Here is a 15,597-nt window from a genome sequence, read left to right as displayed (position 1 = left end):
ATCAGTACTGGCTCGTGTTCCGGAGGACGCTCGTTGTCAGGTGGACCGCGCCGTAGCGGCCCGGGTTCGCGTCGACGTCGAGCGGGTCGGTCGCGCAGTCCATCGGATCGCCGCCCCGCTCCCAGACCACGCGGATCTCGGCCCGCAGGAGGTTCGGCCAGAGCGTCGCGCCCGCCTGATCGGTGAACCGGCGAAAGCGGAGGTGCGTGCAGAACGCGGTCTGCGAGGGGTCGCCCTCGTAGATGTCGGCCCCCATCAGGTCCGCGTCCGGCATCCCGAACCCGACGATCGGCGTCGGCGTCACCCTGGCCGGGTACGGCGCCGCCGCGCTGAGCGCGATCCAGTCGGTGTTGGCGATATCCGACGCGCCGCCGGGGTCGTTCCACTGGAGCGCGTCCGCGCGCAGCCGCTCGGCCCAGGTCATCGCGATGGCGTTGGCGAGCGCGAGGTTGCGGGCGTTGATGTTGCTGAGGAGCGTCGCCTTCTGGAGCGCGACCACGCCGGTGGCGCCGATCGCGAGCACGCCGAGCGCCGCCATGACCTCGATGAGCGTGTAGCCGCGCCCCGCCGCGCGCGCCGCGCGCCTCGCGCTCACAGGGTCAACCTCGCGACGCCGTTCGGCGGGACGAAGACCGTGCGCAGGAGGCCGGTCCGGCTGTTGGTGACGTTCACCCGGACCGCGCCGACCAGCGGCGTGAAGGCGCCGCCGGCGTTGTAGCGGACGAACGTCCGGCCCCGCGGCGTGAAGCAGACGTCGGCGAACGTCTGCGCGGCGTCGGAGGTATCGAGCAGCTCCACGGTGGCCAGCTCGACCCCCGAGGTGTCGAGCGTCGAGACCAGATCGGTCAGGGTCGGGTCCGCCCAGTTCGCGATGTTGAGGCAGCTCGGCGCGATCAGCGGCCCGCCGACATCCTGGACACGGGCGTCCCGCACCTCGAACACCCCGGGGTCAGCCGTCCACCGCACGAGGACCGCCGTCCCGCGCCCGATGGCCCGGTGGCGCGCGAGCCGGTAGACGCCGCTGATCTCCATGGCGGCGCGGTTCACGCGGCGGTCGCGCATCGCCTGGACGAAGCTCGGCGACGCCGTGGCCGCGAAGATGCCGATCAGGATGACCACCGTGAGCAGCTCCGGGAGCGTGAAGCCGCGCGCGTCGCGGCGGCGTCGGCCGCGCTCCCCCGGAGAGACCGCGCGCGCGCGGTCGGGATCACGGGGCGAGGGGCGCGAACAGGGAGAGGGACGCACTGGAATGCCCTCAAAGGCAAACCGCATGCCCTTGATGATTCCCGCCAAGCTTTTGATTTGCATGATGAATCCGCTCAAAGCGCCCCGCGGCGGGCGCTAACGATTGCGGCGCTATGAAAAAAGGTGCAAGGCGAACGGGCCATGCGATTTCCGCCGGAAAGGTGTTCATCGAGAGGTCCGTCATCTGCCCACATCGCGCGCGCGGCGTGCCGGGCGAGCCGCGCCGCGCGCGGGCGCCTCGCGCGGCTCGTCGGCGCCGGCGTGCTCGCGGCCGCGCTGTCGGCGGGCTGCAGCAAGAAGGAGGAGCGCCAGGGCGCGCCGCCGCCGCCTGCGCCGGCCGCCAGGCCCGACGCCTGCGCGGACGGCGGGGGGACCCTCAACGACGCGGCGAGCGCGCCGTTCTTCCCGCGCACCACGGGGGGGTTCTGCCTCGACCCGAACGGCGCGGCGAAGGCGTTCGGCGAGTCGGCGCCCCTGCCGCTCGACAGCATCTGCGACATGTTCGACGGGGAGTGCGAGATCTACAAGGGATTCGGCGTGCGGCGGGTGGTCGAGGCGCGGTACGTGAGCGGCGCCGGCGGCACCGCGACGGTCGACGTGCACCTCTCGAAGTTCGGGTCCACGGAGGGCGCGTACGGGATGTTCACGAAGCGCACCGTGGGCGACGGCGACCCCGCCGACGAGGCCACGCCCCGGCCCATCGAGGGCGGCGGCGCGGCCGCGATGGGGATCGGGAACGCGTACCTCTGGCGCGGGCAGTACCTCGCCGAGATCACGTACAACGACGAGGCGCTGGCCGAGGCGACGCTCAAGGCGGCGAGCGAGAAGGTGCTGCCCGGGCTCGTGAAGGAGATGGGCGAGAAGCTGCCCGGCGAGCCGTCGCTGCCCCCTGCGGCGCTCGCGCTGCCCGGGGACAGCAGGATCCCGCTCGGGATCCGGTACGAGACCCGCGACGTGCTCGGCGTCGACGGCGCGGGGCCCGGCGCGTTCGGCTACTACAAGGAGGGCGACAAGCGCTACCGGGTGCTCGCCGTCGTGCGCGACGACGTCGACCAGGCCAAGGACGTGCTGTCGACCCTGGCGAAGCAGCCGGGCGCGGTCCGGGAGAAGGGCATCGGCGGCGGCGCGGTGCGCCTGATGCACAAGGAGGGCGAGGGGCCCGCCACCGAGTGGCTCTTCGCCCGCGCGGACAAGGCCGTTTACGGCGTCGGGGACGAGTCCCGCGTGCTCCGCAACGGCATGACGGCCGACGAGCACGCCAAGGTGACGCTGGAGAAGGACGCGAAGGCGGCGCGCCTCAAGAAGCTCGTGGCGGCCCGCTGACGGGTCAGGCTCCGCGGCGCGGGGGTGGCGCGCCGCGGAGCCCCGCGCGCTCACTGCGTGCGGAGGATGACGTGGTAGCCGAACGCGGTCTCGACGAGGTCGCTCACCTCGCCGACCTTGATCTTCTCGAGGCCCGCCTGGAACTCCGGCACCATCGCCCCCTTCGGGAACCTGCCGAGGTCGCCGCCGCGCCGGTCCGCGCCCGGCTCGTCCGAGTACTCCTTCACGAGCTCGGCGAACTTGCTCGGGTCGGCCTTCGCCTTCTTCATGGCCTCGGTCGCGCGGGCCTTGGCCTCGTCCTTGGTGCGCTCGATGCCCGGGGGCGCGCGGCGGCTCCCCTTGTACATGACGAGCAGGTGCTTCGCGCCGAACATCTCCCGCGGCGGCTGGGCGGTCCGCGCTGGGCGCGGCTGCGGCTTCGGCTCCGGAGGCGCGGGCGAGGGCGGCGCGGCCGCGTGCGCCGCCTCGGGCTCGGGCGCGACCGGGGCCGCCAGGCGCGCGAGCGGCGTCTTGTTGAACATGCCGAAGAAACCGAGCAGGCCGATCAGCACGAGCGCGCCGAGCACCGCGTGCGGCGCCCACCAGGACGGATCCTCCGGCTCGGCGCCGTCGTCCTCCGCCTCCTCGTCGTCGTCGTCGTCCGCGTGCGCGCGGCCGCGGGCCGCGGTGGTCTTGTCCTCCTCCCCGTCGCCGCTGCCGTCGGTCGAGTCGTCGTCCTCGAGGTCGTCCTCGTCCCTGGCCTTGTCGTGCTCGCTCGTCTTGCTCATATCGCTTCCTTGCGGCCTTACCACGCGACCGCGGCGGCCGTCAGCCGATCTCCGCCCAGGCGCTCGTGAGCACGGGATCGGGGCGCTCCTTGACGGAGGTGACCACCGCGATCCTGCCGCCCTCGAGCGCGTACCCCTTCGTGATGAGGGTGTCGCCGGGCCACACCGGCTTGCGGAACTGCGCGCCGTAGGCCCGCAGCCGGCTCGCGTCGCCGCCCGCCGCCTTCCGGATGATCGCCCGCGCGGCGAAGCCGAACGTGCAGAGGCCGTGCAGGATGGGCCCCTGCGAGAAGCCCGCCTTCGCCGCGACCTCCGGGTCGGCGTGCAGCGGGTTCTCGTCGCCCGAGAGCCGGTAGAGCAGCGCCTGCTCCGGCGACGTCGCCTCCTCGACCACCCAGTCGGGCTCGCGGTCCTTCGGCACCGGGGCCGGGGTCTCGGTCTGCGGCGGGCGAGGCCCGCCGAACCCGCCGACGCCGCGCACGATGATCGACCACACCGTGTCGAAGATCGGCGCGTCGTCGAGCGTCGTCTTCGTCTCGACGAGCACCTGCGCGAACTTCTTGAGATCGTAGATGCCCGCCACGGTGGCGCGCGTGGTGAGCGTGCCGCCGCTCGTCGGGAGCGGGCGGTGGACCCGGAGCGTCTGCCCCCCGTGCACGATCAGCGGCAGCTCCGCGCCGACCGCCTCGAGCGCCTCGAACACCGCGCCCTGGGACGGGATGACGCCGAACGTGGGGTAGACCTTCATGCCGCCCGGCGCGCCCTCGTAGACGTATTCGAGCTCCTCGCGCCGGGCGCCGATGCCGAGCGCGTAGGTGGCGAGGGTCTTCCAGGTGTAGGTGAACGCGCTGGGCTTGGTCGTGTGGCCGACCATCGACGAATTCAGCGGCATTTTCGCTCCTCGAAGGTGGAAACCGGCGAGAAGGCGTACAGACCCGGCGATGTCGCGTCAACTGCCGCCCGCGCGGCCACCTCCCGCGCGTGGGCCACCGGGGAGGTGAGCCGCAGGCGCGGCCGGAGCATCTGGCGGCCACCTCCCGCGCGTCGGCCACCGGCCGCCGGCGCGGAGCGCCGCGGCGTCAGAGCGCGACGTAGTAGGCGATGCGCAGGCCGATGTTGAACATGTCGACCCGGTCCGAGAGCGAGGCGCGGTCGCCGGTCGGCGAGACCTTGCGCTCGCTCGGGAGGAACCAGCTCGAGTAGCGGAGGTGGCTGCCCAGGCTCCAGTTCGGGGCGAAGGTCCACTCGCCGCCGATCGTGAGCCCCGCGGCGACGCCCTCGGTGCCGATGGTCGCCGCCCTGGGCCCGACGTACGCCGTGTCCGAGTACGGGTTGCGATCGGCCTCGACCGACCAGGAGTCGTTGACGACGACGCCGCCGAGCGTCGCGCCCGCCCACCACTCCCAGGAGCGGCTCCGGAGGAAGTAGTAGCGGAACAGCCCCTCGACCATGAAGTAGCTGCGCTCGTGATCGCGCTCGAGCTCGGGCGCGCCGCGCGCGGCGTCCGTGCTCAGCGACGCCGCCCAGAAGATGCCCGCGCCGAAGCCGATGTAGCGCCAGCGGTAGATGTTGTGGATGCCGACGGAGATGCTCGTCTCGCCCTGCTCGCAGTCCCGCGGCGCGACGGAGATGGGGCAGACGTCGGCGCCGGGGAGCGCCATCACCCCGCCGCTCACCTCGACCATGGTGTACGGGCGATCCTGCTCGCGCGCGGCCGCGGCCCGGCGGGCGGCCCGGCTCTCGTCGGCCCGACCGGGCGCGGCGAGCAGGAGCAGGGCGAGCGCCGCGCCGCCGGCGACGCCGCGGATCGCCCGGGCCCTCGCGCCGCGGGGCGCGCGGACGTTCGCGCCGCGGGGCGCGCGGACGCCCGCGCCGCGGGGCGCTCGGGCCCCCGCGAGGCGCGGTGGTCCGGCGCTGTCGCTCTCCCCGGCGCGGACGTTGGAGCGCGTTCGCGAGGCTGGGTGCCGGTCGCCGGGGTTCACCTTCGGTCGATTATAGCCAGGGACCCGCCGCCGGGGGGAGCGGCGCGACAGCGTCCGTGGGCAGCGGCGGCGGCGGCGGGGGCAGCACCGGCGAGGGCGCCGTGGCTGGCGAGGGCGCCGTGGCTGGCGAGGGCGCTGGCGGCGAGGGGGCGCTCGTCCCTCCGGGCGGGCGCCCGGCCGAGGTGGGGACCGGCGGCGGGGTCGGCGCGCCCGGCGACGCCGGCTGGGCGGCGGGCGCCCCCCGTCTCCCGGCCGGCGCGGCCTGGCGCGGTGGCGGCCTGCGATCGGGCCCCGTTCCGGGGCGCCCGGAGCCCTGCGGCGCGATCGCCGGGGGCAGCGCGCCGGCGCCCTCCTGGCCGCCGGAGAGCTCGGCGACGAGGTGCTGGGCGGTGGTGAGCTCCGGCTGCAGCTCGAGCGCGAGCTTCGCGAGGTGGATGGCCCCGGCCCTGTCGCCCGCGTACTTCCGCCCGAGGGCGTCGGCGACGATGCGCTCGGCCGACTCGCGGCGGAGGTCGGCGAGCCGCGCGTCCCTCGGCCATCGCGCGAGCGCCTGCGCGACGATCTCCTTGACGTTCTCGCCGGGCGGGGTGTCCCACGCGTGCCTGCCCATGCAGTCGCGCGCGCGCTCGATGTGCCGCTCCAGCGAGTCGCTCGCGGCCGACTCCCCGAAGGCGCCGAGGTGCCGGCCGCCGAGGAACACGACGAGCGCCGCGGCGCCGGCGAGCGCGAGGACGGCGGTCGCGCGGGCGATCACCGCGCGGCGAGGGCGCGGCCGCGCCGCGGACGCGACGCCCTGCATGGTCGACGGCGCGGCCGCGGCGTCGTGCGTCGGGTCGCCGCCGCGCCCGAGCGCCGCCCGCGCGGGCTCCGCCGGGGCGCCCCCGTGGCGCGCCGCGCTCCACGAGGCGCGCACCTCCGCGGCGAGGTCGTCGCCCGGGTCGACGAGCGTCGGCGACGGGGGGAGCGCGTCGTGGGAAGGCCGATCGACCAGGGTCGCGGCGGGGCGCAGGGGCGGCCACGCGGGCGCCGCGCCCCCCGGCCACGCGGGCGCCGCGCCCCCCGAGGAGGCGCGCTCCGCCGCGCCGCTCGCCCCCGAGGACAGCGCCGCGGCGTGCCCGCTCGCGGGGTCCCCGCAAGGCTCGGTGCCGGCCTCCGGGAGGCGCGGGTCGAGGTCGCGCATGCGGGCGCTCTCCAGCGTGGGCGCGGCGACGCCGCCGATCTGCGAGGCCAGGGCGGGGGACAGGTCGAGCGACCGGGTGCGCGACTTGGAGGCCAGCTTCATGACCGCGCTCGGGCGCAGGAGCCCGGACTGGGCCGCGATCTCGTCGGGATCGAGGCCGCTCGCGCGCACGGCGAGGGCGAGGTCGCGGCCGAGGGCGCGCGCGTCCGGGGCCCGCTCGGCGGGCTCCTTCGCGAGGTTCTGCATCACGACCTCCGCGATGGGCGCGGGCACGTAGTTCGCCCGCGCGATGCTGCGCAGGTCGGCCGGCGGGGCGTGGGTGTGCTGGACGAGCAGCGCGACGGGCGAGTCCCCCTCGAAGGGCGCGCGGCCCGCGAGGCACTGGTAGAGCATCGTCGCGATGGAGTAGACGTCGGCGGGCGGGCCGACCGGCTTCCCCTCGGCGCCCTCGGGCGAGATGTACTTGGCGGTGCCGAAGATGAGCCCGGCCTGGGTGGCCGTCGCCCTGTCGGCCCAGTCGAGGCGGGCGATGCCGAAGTCGAGCACCTTCACGTAATCCGGGTCCTCGCCGCGGCGGACGAGCATGATGTTCTCGGGCTTGAGGTCCCGGTGGACGATGCCCTGCGCGTGCGCCTCGCCGACCGCGTCGCACACCTGGAGGATGACGTGGAGCGCCCTCGGGAGCGGGAGCGCCTCGCTCTCGCCCCCCGCCCCGGCCGCGGCGAGCGCGGAGAGCAGCGAGATGCCGTCGAGGTGCTCCATCACGAGGTAGAGCTCACCGCCGATCCGGGGGTCGACCGTGGCGGGGACGCTCCCGGTCATGAGCACCTGGACGACGTTCGGGTGGACGAGCCGGCTCGCGATCCTGGCCTCGCGGTGGAAGCGGCTCACGAGCTCGGGGTTGGTGCTGAGCTCGCGGTGGAGGATCTTCACGGCCACGTCGCGCTCGATCCCCGCCTGGAACGCGCGGTAGACGCGGCCCATGGAGCCGATGCCGATGAGGTGGCGGACGTGGATCTGGCCGCCGAGCAGGAGGCCCAGGTAGGGATCGCCCGCGTCGGCGCCGAAGGCCGGGCCCCTGCGCGAGCTCGCGAGCGGGGTGCCGTCGCGCGGGCAAAAGAGCACGTCGGCGTCGTAGCGCTCGCCGCACGAGGGGCAGCTCTTCGCGGGGGGCGGCTTCATCGACAGCGCCGAGTCTAGCACCGCTCCCGCGGGAAATTCTCGGGCGGGGCGGCGTTCCGGCGCGGCGCGTCGCCGGGGAGATGGCTGGAACGTGGACCGATCGGCGCCTTGCGATTACGGTCGCGGCGTGAGCGGTTCGAAGGCGGGCGCAGCGAGGGCGCGCGGCGGCAAGGGGCGTGGTGGCGCGGGCGCCGCCCCTCGGCCCGCGGCCCCTGCCGCCCGCGAGGCCGCGGCGACGCCGGCCCCGGGCGTGGCCGAGGAGGCGGGGCCCCGCGAGGGCGAGTACGTCGTCCAGCTCCCGACGTTCGAGGGGCCGCTCGATCTCCTGCTGCACCTGATCCAGCAGCACGAGCTCGATATCCTCGACATCCCCGTGAGCTTCGTCACGGAGAAGTACCTCGAGTACCTGAGGATCATGCGCTCGCTCTCGATCGACCTCGCGAGCGAGTACCTCGTGATGGCGGCGACGCTGGCGCACATCAAGTCGAAGATGCTGCTGCCCAGCGTGCCGGCGGGGCAGGACGACGACGGGATGCCGGGCGAGGAGGAGGATCCGCGGGCGGAGCTCGTCCGGCGCCTCCTGGAGTACCAGAAGTACAAGGTCGCCGCGGCCGAGCTGGGCGAGCGCGGCACGCTGGGGCGCGACGTGTTCACGCGCGGCATGAGCGAGGCCGAGGTGCCCAAGGGGCCGGCGCCGTTCGCGCCGACGAGCATCTTCGGCCTGCTGGACGCCTTCGAGCGGGTGCTGAAGCGGACGAACGTCCAGATCGATCACGAGGTCGTGTTCGACCGCATCAGCATCACGGATCGCATCGTGGAGCTCACGGAGAAGCTCTCGGCGCGGCGGGCGATGCGCTTCGAGGATCTGCTGCTCGACAGCGTCTCGAAGGGGGGCGTCATCCCTCGCTTCGAGGTCGTCATCACGTTCCTGGCGGTGCTCGAGATGTGCAAGCTGAAGCTCATCCGGGTCCACCAGACGGACCCGCTGGCGCCGATCCACATCGAGCTCGCGGTGGCCGACGGGGCGGCGCCGGCGGCGCCGGAGCTGCAGGACGGAGCGGGGGCGGCGGAGGCGCAGCCGGTCGAGGCGACGCCGGGCGAGGCGCGCGGGGCGCCGCCTGCCGGGGAGCCTCTCGAGGCCGAGGTGGGTGACGGTGGTCCGGCGGGAGCCGAGGCCGCCGAGGTGGGGCCCGTCGAGGCGGAGCTCATCGAGACCGAGCTCGCCGGAGCGGAGCCTGTCGAGGCGGACCCTGTCGAGGAGGAGCCCGTCGAGGCGGGGCTTGCCGGGGCGGAGCTTGCCGGGGCGGAGTCTGTGGAGATCGAGTCGGTCGACCTCGCGGAGGTAGTGAGCGCCGCCCCGGCCGAGACCGGGGATGAGGCAGCGACGGAAGAACCGGCTGAGAGCGCCGTGCTGGAGCAGGAGAGCGTCGCGCGGGGCGAGTCAGCAGCGGAAGGCGAGGTCGCGACGGAAACGGAGGCGGGCACCGCGCTGGAGGGCGCAAGTCGCGACGTGGCCACGCGCATGAGCGACGTGACGCTGGAAGCAGCGGCGACGCCGTCTGCGGGCGTGGACGAAGTGGACGCAGGGAGTGGCCGTGACGGTGGCTGATGCCGCGACGAAGCGACGACGCGTGGCAAGATCGACAGGGCAGAGCGCGTCAGCGCAGCTGAGGGCGGCGGCGCACGCGTGGCTGGGTGGGGCGAAGCGGCCACGCGCGCCGAAGAAGGAGCCGCGCGCGCCGAGGGGCGCGGGGCAGGGCGCGCGCGCGAAGGCCGGGCCGAGCGCGTCAGCGCGGCTGAGGGCGGCGGCGCACGCGTGGCTGGGCGGGGCGAAGCAGCCGCGCGCGCCGAAGAAGGAGCCGCGCGCGCCGAGGGGCGCGGGACAGGGCGCGCGAGCGAAGGCCGGGCCGAGCGCGTCAGCGCGGCTGAGGGCGGCGGCGCACGCGTGGCTGGGCGGGGCGAAGCGGCCGCGCGCGCCGAAGAAGGAGCCGCGCGCGCCGAGGGGCGCGGGGCAGGGCGCGCGCGCGAAGGCGGGGCAGAGCACGCCGGTGCGGCTGAGGGCTGCGGCGCACGCGTGGCTGGGCGGGGCGAAGCGGCCGCGCGCGCCGAAGAAGGAGCCGCGCGCCCCGAAGGGAGCACGGCAGGATCCGGCCGTTCGCCTCCGCGCCGCCGCGTGGGCCCAGCTCGGTCACCCGTCGCGGCGGTCCGCGATCCCTGCCCGGAGCGCAGCGGCGTCCGCGCAGGCGCCGGGGCTCTCCGCGGTCGTGCGCAAGCACCTGAAGGGCGTCCTGGAGGCGCTCATCTTCGCCTCGGAGCGACCGATGCCGGCGCGCGAGCTCGCGCGCGCGTCGAACGCGGAGCACCGCGTCGTCCGGGAGCTGCTCGCCGAGCTCGTCGCCGAGTACGACGGGCGGGGGTTCCGGCTCGACGAGGTCGCCGGAGGGTTTGTCTTTCGAACGAGCCCTGCGTTCGCGCCCTTCGTCCGCGAGGTGACCGATCAGAAGCCCGTGAAGATGTCCCGCGCCCAGACCGAGACGCTGGCGATCGTGGCGTACCGGCAGCCGATCACGCGGCCCGAGATCGACGAGGTGCGCGGCGTCGACTCCGGCGCGGCGCTCAAGTCGCTCCTGGAGCGTGATCTGGTGAGGATCCTGGGCAAGAAGGACGAGCCTGGGCGCCCGATGCTCTATGGCACGACCGCTCAGTTCCTCGAGTTCTTCGGCCTGAAGGCGCTCAGCGAGCTGCCGACCTTGCGGGAGTTCACCGAGCTCACCGAGGAGTCGCGCCGCGCCTACGAGCGCGAGCTCGGCGAAGAGCCGCCGGAGGGGCTCGCCGGGACGGCTGGACAGGAGAGCTTCGCAGGCGCGGAGGGATCCATCCGGACGAACGTCGCGAGCCCCGAGGAAGGCATCGTCCCGGACGAGGTCGTCGCGCCCGCGGAGGGCGAGGTTACAACCGGCGCAACAGCAGAAGCAGACGAAGCGCGCGAGGCGGAACCGACGGGCGAGGCGGAGGCCAGGCCCATCGAGGCTGGCGAGAACAGCGCGGTCCAGGACGACAGGGATATCGAGTCGGACGAAGTGCTCGAGGACAGCCAGGAGGACAAGGCCGAAGAGGACGAGGACGACGAAGACGACGACGACGAAGACGAGGACGACGAAGGCGACGAAGACGAGGACGACGAAGACGAGGACGACGAAGACGAGGACGACGAAGACGAGGACGACGAAGACGAGGACGACGACGAGGACTGAAGCCTCCAGTCCCGCTGCCCTTCGCGTGCGCGGGTCCGTCGCTCAGCGGCCGAGCCGCTGGTCACGGAGACGGCGCGTCCGTCGGCTCCGGATACGTCTCCGCCAGCTTCAGCGCAGCGCTCCTCAGCTCGGGGTGGGCGAGGAGCTTCCGGAAGAGCCGCCAGAGCTCGGGATCGGCGAGCAGCTGGAGCGGCGACGAGGCCGCCGCTTTCTTCTTCTTGCGGGGGATCGCCTCCGGTCCCTTGCGCCGCAGCTCGGCCATCATCCCGACGAAGCGCTTCGTGGGAAACAGGTCGCCATGCTCCCACGCGAGCACGGTCTCCTGCTCGATGCCGAGCGCGCCAGCGAGCTCGCGGGCGGTACAGCCGAGCTCCTGCCGGAGCTTCTTGATGTCCTCGGGGGTCATGCGGGGCGAGGGTAGCGGCCTCGACGAAAAAAGCGACGGGGCGGAGCAACCGGCAGCGAGCTGCCGCCGAACACCGCGTCATGACCCATCATCCCCTCGCTCGCTCCTCGTGCTCCGCGCGCGCCCTCGGCGCCCTGCCGCTCGCGCTCGCGCCGCTCGTCGCCGCCCCCCTTGCCTGCGCGCCGGACCTCGTCGCTCCCCCGTGCCTCGACCGGGCAGACGACGAGGAGGGCGACGCCGCAGGCGACGCGAACGCGGGCAGCCTGCTCCAGATCGAGCCGGCTGCGCCGCCGGACGCAGCGCCGCCGGTGCTGCGGCTCCGGGTGCGCCTCCCGGGCGCCTCGGCCGAGGCGATCGACCTCGATCGCGTGTTCGTCTTCCACGGGAAGATCGGCGCGGTGCACCTCCGGCAGATCGAGCAGGACGATCTGTCGAAGGCGCTCTCGGAGCGCGTCGTCCCCTCGATCGCCTGGCTGGACGAGCCCTCCCCGGGCGATCTCTGGATGACGGTGGCGCCGCTGGCCCCGCTGAACCCCGGGGAGGCCTACGCCGTGGCCAGCGGCAGCCCCGTCTTCTCGCACCCCATCCAGATCGCCAGCGAGGGCGCGCCGCCCGTCGTCCCGAGGCTCTGGCCGCCCATCGACGCCGGCGCGACCCTCGCCCTGGGCGTGTGGTGCGGCGATGCGCCCCTCCCGGAGATGGCGGCCGCTGCGACGCTCGCGCCGGGCGGACCGGCCGGCGCGCTCCGCCGCGGCGCGGTCGACGGCATCGGCGCGCGCTGCCTGCGCTTCGAGGCGGAGCCGGCGCCCGCGCCGGACGGAGCGAACGGCGCGCGCCTCGTGGGACCGCCCGCCGCGTTCGCGGGAGAGCCGGCGGTCGTGAGCCTCGACCCGCGGCCGTTCGCGCTCGAGTCAGAGCCGCTTCGGGCCCCCGCGGTCGCCTGCGAGCCGGACGAGGTGCCCCTGGGGCCGGGCTGCGCGCGGGTCGCGGACGACCGGATCCAGGTCCGTTCGGCGGACGCGCCGCTGCTCTGGGCGATCGCGGGGGAGGGGCTCGATGAGGTCCTCGTGGTGCCGCCGGGGGAGCCGTTCGTCCTCGCGCCCCTGCCGCCCCTCGCGCCGGTCGCGCTCTCCGTCGCCACCATCGACAACGCGGGACGCGTGGAGCGCCAGCCGTTCTCAGCCATGACGCGCGCGCCCATGTCTCACGTGATCATCAACGAGGTGCTGGCGAACCCGATAGGGGCCGAGCCAGCTCAGGAGTGGGTCGAGCTCTACAACGATGGTGATGTCTCCGCGGACCTTACAGGGTATGTACTCGTCGATGTGGGAGGAGAGACGGAACTGCCGTCCATTTCCCTGGAGCCGGGAGCGTACGCGCTGGTCGTCAGCGAGGGGTATGAGCCCAACGATGAGCTCGATCCGCCGCCGTCACCCGAAGCGCTGCTGGCTCGCGTGCCAAGACTTGGCAACCATGGGCTGTCGAACACGGGAGAACCGCTCAAATTAAAGGATGGAGGAGGTGTGGTCGTGTCGAGGTCGCCCGCTTTGCCCGAGCCCAAAGCGGGGATGAGCCTGGCCCGCGTGGGGCCACGGGCTCCCGACGGCTCAGCTGGCGCTTTCGTGACCAGCTGGCCGACACCCGGCCGCGAGAACATAATCAACCAGGAGATCCCCTGAAGGATCGGGAGTTTGCCTCCGCGCGGGGCGTTTCCTCTCAGGGGCTGAGAAAATTCGAGCAAAGCGGGTGACGGACCCGTCCGTGAGAGCTAGGTTTCAATCGAGTAAAGAGACGGGTGGGGGGGGCCGCCACCTGAGGAGACGCTGCCGCGCTGTGAACGCGAGCTGTGCGGCGGGTGCCTTTCGCGTGGAGTTCGGCGATGGCTGGTGTTCGTGAAAAGCTGTTGACGGCGTCGGACCTCGCAGCCTTGTGCGAGGTCGATTTGAAGACAATCCACAACTGGGTAGATCGAGGGAGAATCGCCCATTTTCGTACGCCAGGGAGACATTTGCGCTTCAAGGCGGCGGACGTGGCCGAGTTCCTCCGTGCATGGGGCTACTCGGTGCCCCGGGAGCTCGCCAAGGCGACCTCCAAGTCGATGATGGCCATCGGCACCAAGGACACGATGGCCCACGTGGCGCGGGCCCTCGGGGAAGGCGTGCCCATCCGGCACGCCACCCACCCGTACGACGCGCTGATCTACGCGGGAGCCGATCCCGCGGACGTGTACATCGTCGACGTGCGCTCGGTCTCCGGCGACGTGGACGTGACGTCCCTCTTCGAGGCGCTCCATCGAGCGTCGTCCCAGGGGACGTTCGTCGCGCTGTCGGACGAGCCGATCAGCCTGCCGTCGTTCGTGACCCGGATCGGGCGCAACGACGGGCAGCAGCTGAAGGCGTTCCTCCTTCCTGAAGCGGCTGCGCAGGCGGGGACGCCCTTGCAGGCGGCGTCCGGCGCAGCCTCGGAGGAGCCGCCCCGGAGCCTGGCCGCCGGCGGGTCCTCGCGCTGAGCGAGGGCCCCGGCCGTCCTGCGCGGGGCGGAAGAAACCCGGGCAGGACGGCTGCAGGCGGACAGATCGGTGGCTCCGACGACGCCACCGGAGCCAGGCGCAGGATGAGGCATTGAGGCGCTGCAGAGCGACCCGCTGAGACGGAATCCCCCCCACAGCGAAACCTGGGGCCGGTTGAAGGTCGCTCGCAGCTCCACGGCCGAGTCCGCGCCTGGAGTCCTTTCCCGGAACGAACAGACCGAAAGAGAAAGAGCCTTTACGTAATAGCCTTTGTATAAAAGCTCTTTACGTAAAGGCTCTTTCTGAAATGAGCCTTTGGGAGCGATCAGCTTCCGGCGATGGTCATCGCGGAGACCCGGAAGGTCGGAGAGGCCGTCGCGGTCCGGAGATCCAGATCATCGCCGACCGCGTCGATCCGCTGGAGGAGATCGTCGATGTTCAGCGAGATCGTGACCTCGCTGACCGGGTGGGTCAGCTGGCCGTCCTCGATCCAGAAGCCGGATGCGCCCCTGGAGAAATCGCCGGTCACGGCGTTGAAGCCGAAGCCCATCATCTCGGTGACGTACAGGCCGCGCGGCGTGGAGCGCACGATGTCCTGGGCCGGCGTGGACGTGGGCTGAAGGATGAAATTCGAGGTGGACGGGCCCACGCCTCCGCCGGCGCCGCGCGAGGCGCTGCCGGTCGGCGGGCGCCCGAGCTTCCGGCCGCTGTAGCTGTCGCACAGGTAGGTCTTCAGGATGCCCTGCTCGACCACGACGTTGCGTCGGGCCGGGAGCCCCTCGCCGTCGAACGGGCGCGAGCCGGGCGCGCGCGGGATCAGCGGGTCGTCGACGACCGTGATGAGATCGCTGGCGACGCGCGTCCCCTCGCGGCCGACGAGGTAGCTCGATTTGCGCCAGATCCCGCTGCCCATGATGCAGGAACCGAGCAGCCCCAGGATGGAGCGGGCGACGTCCGGGTCGAAGATGACCGGCGCCTCGCAGGTGGGCACCTTGCGGGCGCCGAGCTTGCGCAGCGTCCGCCGGGCGGCCTCGCGGCCCACGTCCTCCGGCGCCAGGAGCTCCGCGAGGTGGCGCCGGGCGCTGAAGTAGAAGCCGCGGCGCTTCTTGTCGCCGCTGTCGTCGGCCACCGGCGAGACGACGAGCGACGCGTACGAGCCGGCGTAGCCGCCGCGGAACCCGCCGGAGAGGACGAGGGCGAAGGCGCTCGCGGTGCGCGAGAACGTCGCGCCGTCGCTGTTCGTGATGCGGGGGTCGGCGTCGCGCGCGGCCTGCTCGCCGCGGCGCGCGAGCTCGATGGCCTGCGCCGCGGTGACCTCGCCGCCGGAGGGGTCGTACAGATCGAGCGCGGGGAAGGGGCCCTTTCCGATGAGCTCCGGATCGGCAGGGCCGGCGAAGGCGTCCTCCTGGGAGATGTCGGCGAGCTCCAGCGCGTCGGCCACGAACCGGTCGATGCCGCGGGGCGTGAGGTCGGACGTCGAGGTCAGCGCGACGCGCTGCTTCTTGATGATCCGCATGCCGAGGCTCTTGTGGACGGCCTCCTCGACGAGCTCCGGCTCGCCGAGGCGCACCTTGGTGGAGAGCTCCGACCCCGAGCGGGCGATCGCCTCGGCGACGTCGGCGCCGCCTTGCCTGGCGCGCTGCACCACCTGATCGGCCAGCTCCATCAGTTCTTGTATCTGCTGATCCACGCGGGCTCGTTCGGACATGGGGCGACAGCGTGGTGGAGCGCTGTGGCTCCGTCAACGCG

The 15,597-nt window shown here is 73.3% G+C and carries 13 protein-coding genes; 5 read left to right on the top strand and 8 right to left on the bottom strand.

Annotation, left to right across the window (positions count from 1 at the left end; translation table 11 throughout):
* Window position 1: 1 nt before the first annotated feature.
* Window positions 2–595, bottom strand: a complete 594-nt coding sequence (locus WMF31_RS27610) for a type IV pilus modification PilV family protein (protein ID WP_436604805.1) — start codon at window positions 593–595, stop codon at window positions 2–4.
* Window positions 592–1,272, bottom strand: coding sequence for a pilus assembly FimT family protein (locus WMF31_RS27605; RefSeq protein ID WP_436604804.1), 681 nt, complete (start codon window positions 1,270–1,272; stop codon window positions 592–594). The genes WMF31_RS27610 and WMF31_RS27605 overlap by 4 nt, the downstream gene beginning before the upstream one ends.
* 114 nt (window positions 1,273–1,386) lie before the next feature.
* On the opposite strand from WMF31_RS27605, the gene WMF31_RS27600 reads away from it, so the two are divergent.
* Entirely contained in the window at window positions 1,387–2,568 is a 1,182-nt protein-coding gene (locus tag WMF31_RS27600) for a DUF6599 family protein (RefSeq protein WP_436604803.1), read from the top strand.
* A gap of 50 nt (window positions 2,569–2,618) precedes the next feature.
* Here WMF31_RS27600 and WMF31_RS27595 read toward each other — a convergent pair whose 3' ends face one another.
* The 4 genes from WMF31_RS27595 to WMF31_RS27580 all read right to left on the bottom strand — a co-directional run bounded on the left by WMF31_RS27595 (window position 2,619) and on the right by WMF31_RS27580 (window position 7,679).
* On the bottom strand, window positions 2,619–3,335 hold the full coding sequence (locus WMF31_RS27595; RefSeq protein WP_436604802.1) for a peptidylprolyl isomerase: 717 nt from the start codon (window positions 3,333–3,335) through the stop codon (window positions 2,619–2,621).
* 40 nt (window positions 3,336–3,375) lie between these two features.
* On the bottom strand, window positions 3,376–4,227 hold the full coding sequence (locus WMF31_RS27590; protein WP_436604801.1) for a MaoC/PaaZ C-terminal domain-containing protein: 852 nt from the start codon (window positions 4,225–4,227) through the stop codon (window positions 3,376–3,378).
* Between the two features lie 187 nt (window positions 4,228–4,414).
* Window positions 4,415–5,317, bottom strand: a complete 903-nt coding sequence (locus WMF31_RS27585) for a hypothetical protein (RefSeq protein WP_436604800.1) — start codon at window positions 5,315–5,317, stop codon at window positions 4,415–4,417.
* A gap of 10 nt (window positions 5,318–5,327) precedes the next feature.
* Entirely contained in the window at window positions 5,328–7,679 is a 2,352-nt protein-coding gene (locus tag WMF31_RS27580) for a protein kinase domain-containing protein (protein ID WP_436604799.1), read from the bottom strand.
* A 127-nt stretch (window positions 7,680–7,806) separates the two neighbouring features.
* Here WMF31_RS27580 and WMF31_RS27575 point away from each other — a divergent pair, with 127 nt between their 5' ends.
* Window positions 7,807–9,288, top strand: coding sequence for a segregation/condensation protein A (locus tag WMF31_RS27575; protein WP_436604798.1), 1,482 nt, complete (start codon window positions 7,807–7,809; stop codon window positions 9,286–9,288).
* A gap of 22 nt (window positions 9,289–9,310) precedes the next feature.
* Window positions 9,311–10,933, top strand: coding sequence for an SMC-Scp complex subunit ScpB (scpB, locus tag WMF31_RS27570; protein WP_436604797.1), 1,623 nt, complete (start codon window positions 9,311–9,313; stop codon window positions 10,931–10,933).
* Window positions 10,934–10,994: 61 nt separating this feature from the next.
* Here scpB and WMF31_RS27565 read toward each other — a convergent pair whose 3' ends face one another.
* Complete coding sequence (locus WMF31_RS27565) at window positions 10,995–11,339, bottom strand: helix-turn-helix domain-containing protein (protein ID WP_436604796.1); 345 nt, start codon at window positions 11,337–11,339, stop codon at window positions 10,995–10,997.
* A gap of 80 nt (window positions 11,340–11,419) precedes the next feature.
* Here WMF31_RS27565 and WMF31_RS27560 point away from each other — a divergent pair, with 80 nt between their 5' ends.
* Both WMF31_RS27560 and WMF31_RS27555 read left to right on the top strand, forming a co-directional pair.
* Window positions 11,420–13,018 (top strand): lamin tail domain-containing protein, encoded by a 1,599-nt coding sequence (locus WMF31_RS27560; protein WP_436604795.1) that lies wholly within the window; start codon window positions 11,420–11,422, stop codon window positions 13,016–13,018.
* Window positions 13,019–13,218: 200 nt separating this feature from the next.
* Entirely contained in the window at window positions 13,219–13,848 is a 630-nt protein-coding gene (locus WMF31_RS27555; RefSeq protein WP_129356527.1) for a helix-turn-helix domain-containing protein, read from the top strand.
* A gap of 325 nt (window positions 13,849–14,173) precedes the next feature.
* Here WMF31_RS27555 and WMF31_RS27550 read toward each other — a convergent pair whose 3' ends face one another.
* Complete coding sequence (locus tag WMF31_RS27550) at window positions 14,174–15,514, bottom strand: TldD/PmbA family protein (RefSeq protein ID WP_129356528.1); 1,341 nt, start codon at window positions 15,512–15,514, stop codon at window positions 14,174–14,176.
* Window positions 15,515–15,597 lie beyond the last annotated feature (83 nt).

This window comes from Sorangium sp. So ce1036, assembly GCF_051369805.1.
In the GTDB taxonomy this organism is placed as follows: domain Bacteria; phylum Myxococcota_A; class Polyangia; order Polyangiales; family Polyangiaceae; genus Sorangium; species Sorangium cellulosum_F.
The sequence above is the reverse complement of the archived record's forward strand: the minus strand, read 5'-3'. Positions and strand labels throughout refer to the sequence as shown.

Bases quoted from the DNA above. Each gene is read 5' to 3' on its own strand.
- WMF31_RS27605 (WP_436604804.1), bottom strand. From the start codon at position 1,272: ATGCGGTTTGCCTTTGAGGGCATTCCAGTGCGTCCCTCTCCCTGTTCG.
- WMF31_RS27595 (WP_436604802.1), bottom strand. From the start codon at position 3,335: ATGAGCAAGACGAGCGAGCACGACAAGGCCAGGGACGAGGACGACCTC.
- WMF31_RS27560 (WP_436604795.1), top strand. From the start codon at position 11,420: ATGACCCATCATCCCCTCGCTCGCTCCTCGTGCTCCGCGCGCGCCCTC.
- WMF31_RS27555 (WP_129356527.1), top strand. From the start codon at position 13,219: ATGGCTGGTGTTCGTGAAAAGCTGTTGACGGCGTCGGACCTCGCAGCC.
- WMF31_RS27565 (WP_436604796.1), bottom strand. From the start codon at position 11,339: ATGACCCCCGAGGACATCAAGAAGCTCCGGCAGGAGCTCGGCTGTACC.
- WMF31_RS27600 (WP_436604803.1), top strand. From the start codon at position 1,387: ATGCGATTTCCGCCGGAAAGGTGTTCATCGAGAGGTCCGTCATCTGCC.
- WMF31_RS27580 (WP_436604799.1), bottom strand. From the start codon at position 7,679: ATGAAGCCGCCCCCCGCGAAGAGCTGCCCCTCGTGCGGCGAGCGCTAC.
- WMF31_RS27590 (WP_436604801.1), bottom strand. From the start codon at position 4,227: ATGCCGCTGAATTCGTCGATGGTCGGCCACACGACCAAGCCCAGCGCG.
- WMF31_RS27550 (WP_129356528.1), bottom strand. From the start codon at position 15,514: ATGGAGCTGGCCGATCAGGTGGTGCAGCGCGCCAGGCAAGGCGGCGCC.